Source organism: Crocosphaera sp. Alani8 (assembly GCF_038442745.1).
Classification (GTDB): domain Bacteria; phylum Cyanobacteriota; class Cyanobacteriia; order Cyanobacteriales; family Microcystaceae; genus Crocosphaera.
The window spans coordinates 1-5,722 of the sequence record NZ_JARVCN010000212.1 but is presented as its reverse complement, the minus strand read 5'-3'; the positions used below and the strand labels follow the sequence as shown (position 1 = coordinate 5,722).

The following is a 5,722-nucleotide window of genomic DNA, read 5'->3' as shown; positions in this document are numbered from 1 at the left end:
CATCTTTGTCCCCTAACTTTCGGCGAGTCCCCCCAGACTTTTTGAGAAGCTTCTGATCATAGATAAAAAATAGCCACGTTTTTAAATCAACGTGGCTATCTTAACTAAATTTTAATAAAATCTCTGCAGAAGTTCTCAACTATAAATTACACTTTTGAGTTGATTTAGATTTCTCCTCGTATTTCTTCAATTACACCATCACGAACCACAACTTCTACACTGAGTTTTTTCACTAAGTTCTCTCCTTTTTCAATACGGAAAAAACTTTCTAGTTGTCCTTGCACAACTTCCTGTTCTAATTCAACAGTTTGAACTTGTTGCATTTGTTGTAACAATTGGTTTTTTCTTTCTAACAACTCGCTTTTTTTCTGATTAACTTGCAATTGAATATTATCAATTTGTTGGGTTGTTTCCGGTCCAGGAGGGGATACACTTTGTTTCTGGATCTCAGCAATAGCTCGTTGTCCTTGCATGTCAATTTGTTGCATTTGATTGTCAAGCTGATTAATTTGTGCTTGCAATTGTTGTTGCATTTCCTCTTTCCAGCGGGTGGTGACAATCACTTTTAAATTAACCGGCCGTTTGAGCAGTAAACTGGTGTTTGGGTCTTCCATAACTCTTTTCTCCGTTGACTGATTGTTTAATTGATTAGGATTCAAACATCCCGTTAATCATACCTTGATATTGTTCCGTGACTACAGGACGTTTAATTTTCAAAGTTTGGGTCATCATCCCGTTTTCAACAGAAAAAGGTTGTAATATCAGTTCAAAAGTTTTAATCTGATCATCTGCACGATATCCCGGACGATTTTTGACCTCTTTTTTCAGTTCCTGTTTAAATAATTCCTGAACCGGCTTTCCGTAGAGATCGCTGCTAACAATGGTTTCTCTATTCGCGTCTTCTGGAGGGAAAGTTAGGTTAAGTTGTTGATTTTTGCCCCATGCTTGCAACGCGTCTAAGTTAGGTACAATTAAAGCACCCAAAGCTTTTTGGTCTTGTCCCACCAACATCATTTGGTCGATATAAGGACTTCTGACACAAGCATCTTCGATGGGTTGGGGTTCTATATTCTCCCCGTTACTCAAAACAATGGTATCCTTAGCCCGTCCAGTAATCACTAAATCGTTCATAGGGGTGATCCAACCTAAGTCCCCACTGTCAAACCATCCCTCGGGATCGATCGCTTTAGCAGTTGCTTCTGGTTTTTTATAGTATCCTTGCATCACTTGGGGACCGCGAATGAGAACCACACCTCGTTCTCCTCGGGGGACTTCTTCACGGGTATCGAGACTAACAATCTTAATTTCTGTGTTGGGAATGGGTTGACCGGAGGAACCCCGTAAGTTGTGGCTATGGGTACGGGCGTTGGTAACAGGGGAGGTTTCGGTGAGTCCATAACCCACTAAAACTGGAACATTGATGATCTCGTAAAAGTCGTCTAGGTGTTTGGCTAAGGAACCCCCACCACTGACTAAAGTTTCAAAATTGCCCCCTAAACCCTCTCGAATCTTCTTGTAGACCAATTTATCCCCCAAAGCGTGTAAAGGGGCGAGGAAGATGGTTTTAAGCTTCGCTATGAACCTGTCTATGCTAGAGGCATCGAAGTATTCTAAACCCATATTCTCGGCCATGCGTCGAGAGACGATGAAATTCTGGGAAATATTAAAGAAAAACTGTACTATTTTTTGTTGGGTAGCACTTTGTTCTCTGAGTTGCTTCTGTATCCCTTCATAAAGAGAGTCCCAGAGACGGGGAACCCCGACCATGTGATGGGGTTTAAACCGCTTGAGATCGGTCTTGAAGTTGCGGATATTGGTGTAAGTGAGGGTACAACCTTGGGATAAGAGGAAATATTCTGCGCTGCGCTCGTAGGAATGCCAAGATGGTAAGATACTGACGACAATATCTGCTTTTTTGGGTTGAATCACAGAGTCTAAATTTTTGACCTGATGCAATAGGTTACTATGGGAGAGCATTGCACCTTTGGGTTGTCCTGTGGTTCCTGATGTATAGATTAAGGTGGCTAAGTCGCTGCCACTTTTTTGGATGGGTTGTAAGCTACTTTCTGCCCCAAGTTCCATCAGTTGGCCATAGTTTAAAGTTTTGATAGTATCGTCTGGGTTTGGGGTTTCGTCGCTGAGTAAAATAATTAATTGTAAGGGAATCTCATCGCAAAATGCCCGTATTTTGTCTAAAGTTTTCTTATTTTCTACAATCAGGGTACTACTATCGCTATCTCTCAAAATATAGGCTATTTCGTTTTCATCTGCTTGGGCTGATCTCACTGCGTTGGCAGCCCCTGCTAACATCGATCCTTGATCGGCGATGAACCAACGGGGACTATTATCGGCGATTAAACTAACTTTATCATTTGCCGTCACTCCCAATGCCTGTAATCCTGCGGCAAATTGTGCTAGTTTTTCGTATAATTCAGCAAAAGTAAGTTTAACTTCCGGTTTGCTATGGGGATCGTGTAGCGCAACGATGTCGGCGAATTTTTTTCCTGCGATCGCCCATATTTCTGGTAAAGCCTCTAATTTCGCGTATTCGGGAATAGTTGTCATAGCTATTGATATTGGTAGTGGTTTTACCCTATAGACTAGCTAATAATAGGGTTGTTGTTCCCATGTTAGGGGTTCAACTTCCACCATTGAACGGGAATAGTGACAGTTTTTTGAGTGATCGGCGATCGCATCAATCCCAAAAGGTATTGTCCTTTTTGAAGCGCACATATTGCCATCGATAAGTATATTATGTTATTATTGGTAATTGTGTCGAAAACTTATATATTATGCCTAAACTAAAAACCCGTAAAGCTGCTGCCAAGCGTTTTCGAGTAACAGGAAGCGGTAAGAAAATTGTTAGGCGAAAAGCTTTCAAAAACCACTTATTAAACCATAAAAGTACGGAAAGAAAGCGTCGTCGTCTATCCAACCCATCTCTAGTTAGCGAACAGGACGAACCCAATGTGCGTCTAATGCTACCTTACATCTAAACTCTACTCAATCACCTGAGTTCGATATAAGAAAATTTATAGAAAATCTATCAGGTTCAAAAGTCTCAAGCACGTATCATTTCGTCAAAAAAGACTTAACTCCGAACTAATAACTCCTAACACCGAACTCAGGCCAATCACTTAAGTCCATTAAACAGAAACAGGGTCACTATGACAAGGGTAAAACGGGGCAATGTTGCCCGAAAACGTCGTAAAAAAATTCTTAAACTCGCCAAAGGGTTTAGAGGAAGTCACTCTCGCTTATTCCGTACTGCTAATCAGCAGGTAATGAAAGCGTTACGCAATTCTTATCGCGATCGTCGTAAACGGAAACGGGATTTCCGCCGCTTGTGGATCACCCGTATTAACGCTGCCGCCAGAGTCAATGGGATGAGTTACAGTCAATTAATTGGTCAGATGAAGAAGGCTAATATTGAGATCAATCGTAAGATGTTAGCACAACTAGCAATCCTTGACCCCCAAGCTTTTGCCAAGGTGGTAGAAACCGCTAACTCATCCAAATAAGCAATCACCGATCATGAATAATTGATAATGAAGTATCAATTATTCATCGGAAAAATTTTAGTATTACAACACAAATCATGGGACAATGACAAAGGCGATTACCTTCTAAGAAAGAATGAGTCAAAAACCGAAAATAATTGTCTTGGATGATGACCCAACCGGTTCTCAAACAGTACACAGTTGTTTGCTGTTGATGCAGTGGGACGTTGAAACGTTGAGATTGGGATTAAAAGATGATGTTCCTATCTTTTTTATCTTAACAAACACAAGGGCATTGACTCCCCAAAAGGCAGCAGAAGTCACCACAGAAGTTTGCCATAATCTTAAAATTGCCCTGGAAGCGGAAAAAATAGAGGATTTTTTGATTGTCAGTCGCTCAGATTCCACCCTCAGAGGTCACTATCCGGTAGAAACCGATGTAATTGCCCAAGAACTAGGGGGTTTTGACGCTCATTTTTTAATTCCTGCCTTTTTTGAAGGAGGAAGACAAACCCTTGATAGTATCCACTATTTAAAGGTAGAGGGGAAATTAACCCCTGTTCACGAAACAGAATTTGCCAAAGATTCCGTTTTTGCTTATAGCTATAGTTATTTACCAGATTACGTAGAAGAGAAAACAAAAGGACGCATCAAAACTGCGGAAGTTGAACGATTTTTATTAGCAGATATCCGAGAAAGTAGTTTAGAAAGATTGATGCAGTTACAAGGTAACAAATGTGCAGCAGTGGACGGAGAAAAACAAGAAGATTTAGATAAATTTGCAGATGATTTATTAACTGCAGCTGCATCCGGTAAACGATTTCTATTCCGTAGTGCCGCTAGTATCCTAACGTCTTTAGCCCAACTAGGTCAACAACCCATCCCACCAGAAGCAATGGCCGAATATAAACCAACCAATAAACCTGGGGTAGTTTTGGTGGGTTCTCACGTCAAAAAAACAACCCAACAATTACAAGATTTATTGACTCAATCTGATGTGGTGGGAATAGAAGTTGATGTTAAACAATTGCGAGATAATCCTCATCAAAAAAACCAGTTATTAAACAACATTTTAGAAAAAGTTAAAAGTGTTCACGAAAATAATCAGACCCCTGTTATTTACACCAGCAGAGAAGAATTAACCTTTGAAACAGTGCAAAAAAGGCTAGATTTCGGTGTAGCTGTATCCTCTTTATTAATGGAGATTGTTCAGGGTTTACCCCGGGATATTAGCTTTTTAATTAGTAAAGGAGGTATCACTTCCAACGATGTCTTAAGTGTTGGTTTAGAGTTACAAGCTGTTAGATTATTAGGACAAGTGTTAGCCGGATGTTCTATGGTAAGAACCGAAAAAGATCATCCTTTATTTCCCAATTTACCTGTAGTTTTGTTTCCCGGTAATGTGGGAAATGCTCAAGGTTTAACCACTGTTTATTCTCGTTTAAAACAATAGAATATAAAGTGGTTTTCGACTTAATGTGGTACAAGAAGTTAAGACTTGAGGCAGGAGGCAGGTGCAAAATGTAGTTTAATAACTCGCAAAGTGCCGTATTTGATAGAATTAATATAGCAATATATTTGAACAGCACCTCTATGAACTCAAGTCAAATTCGCAATGAGGCAAAAAACTACATAGATCAATTAACGCCAGACAAGTTAATTCTTGTAATAGATTTTCTCAAGGATTTACAAGAAGAGGATGATGTAGAGGCAACGGAAGAATTATTAAATATTCCTGGTTTTGAATCTGCTTTTAAAAAAGCCAACCAACAAGTAAAAAATGGAAAAACTAAAGATTGGCACATAATTCGAGACGATGTATAAAGTTCGATTATCTTTGGAAGCTGAAAAAGTTTTTGCCAAAAGCGATCGAGTCTTAGCCAAAAAACTAGTAAGATGTTTTAAAAACCTAGAAAACAATCCTCGTTCCCATCCTAATATTAAGCAACTAAAAGGCTCTTATTCTGGATATTATCGCTATAGAGTTGGAGATTATCGAGTTGTTTATTCGATTGAAGATGATTTAGTTGTAGTCAATGTAATTATTATTGCTCATCGTAGCAATATTTATGAGTAATTGTGTTTTCAGAAGAGCGCAAAATAAAAATTACAACAATTAGTAGATACACTGTCTTGTTTTAGATGGTCATTAGATTAAAGTGTAAATTAATACCAAATCCGCTCTTGTTACCCCCCTTATGGGGTAAAATAGATAGATGTCT

At 39.3% G+C, this 5,722-nt stretch carries 8 protein-coding genes; 5 read left to right on the top strand and 3 right to left on the bottom strand.

Features of this window, described 5'->3' with window-relative positions:
* Positions 1–164: 164 nt before the first annotated feature.
* The 3 genes from P9B04_RS13140 to P9B04_RS13130 are packed head-to-tail and all read right to left on the bottom strand — an operon-like array spanning position 165 to position 2,733.
* Complete coding sequence (locus P9B04_RS13140) at positions 165–614, bottom strand: YlqD family protein (protein ID WP_342055444.1); 450 nt, start codon at positions 612–614, stop codon at positions 165–167.
* Positions 615–648: 34 nt separating this feature from the next.
* Complete coding sequence (locus P9B04_RS13135; protein WP_342055443.1) at positions 649–2,565, bottom strand: AMP-dependent synthetase/ligase; 1,917 nt, start codon at positions 2,563–2,565, stop codon at positions 649–651.
* A 39-nt stretch (positions 2,566–2,604) separates the two neighbouring features.
* Positions 2,605–2,733 (bottom strand): hypothetical protein, encoded by a 129-nt coding sequence (locus tag P9B04_RS13130; protein ID WP_342055442.1) that lies wholly within the window; start codon positions 2,731–2,733, stop codon positions 2,605–2,607.
* A gap of 59 nt (positions 2,734–2,792) precedes the next feature.
* On the opposite strand from P9B04_RS13130, the gene rpmI reads away from it, so the two are divergent.
* The 5 genes from rpmI to P9B04_RS13105 all read left to right on the top strand — a co-directional run bounded on the left by rpmI (position 2,793) and on the right by P9B04_RS13105 (position 5,577).
* Positions 2,793–2,996, top strand: a complete 204-nt coding sequence (gene rpmI, locus P9B04_RS13125; protein ID WP_342055441.1) for a 50S ribosomal protein L35 — start codon at positions 2,793–2,795, stop codon at positions 2,994–2,996.
* Positions 2,997–3,167: 171 nt separating this feature from the next.
* Positions 3,168–3,521, top strand: coding sequence for a 50S ribosomal protein L20 (rplT, locus tag P9B04_RS13120; RefSeq protein ID WP_342055440.1), 354 nt, complete (start codon positions 3,168–3,170; stop codon positions 3,519–3,521).
* A 115-nt stretch (positions 3,522–3,636) separates the two neighbouring features.
* Positions 3,637–4,953 (top strand): four-carbon acid sugar kinase family protein, encoded by a 1,317-nt coding sequence (locus tag P9B04_RS13115; RefSeq protein ID WP_342055439.1) that lies wholly within the window; start codon positions 3,637–3,639, stop codon positions 4,951–4,953.
* A gap of 140 nt (positions 4,954–5,093) precedes the next feature.
* Positions 5,094–5,324, top strand: coding sequence for a hypothetical protein (locus P9B04_RS13110; protein WP_342055438.1), 231 nt, complete (start codon positions 5,094–5,096; stop codon positions 5,322–5,324).
* The gene (locus tag P9B04_RS13105) at positions 5,317–5,577 is read left to right on the top strand and encodes a type II toxin-antitoxin system RelE family toxin (RefSeq protein WP_342055437.1); all 261 of its coding nucleotides are present in this window, start codon (positions 5,317–5,319) and stop codon (positions 5,575–5,577) included. The genes P9B04_RS13110 and P9B04_RS13105 overlap by 8 nt, the downstream gene beginning before the upstream one ends.
* The last annotated feature ends 145 nt before the right edge of the window (positions 5,578–5,722 follow it).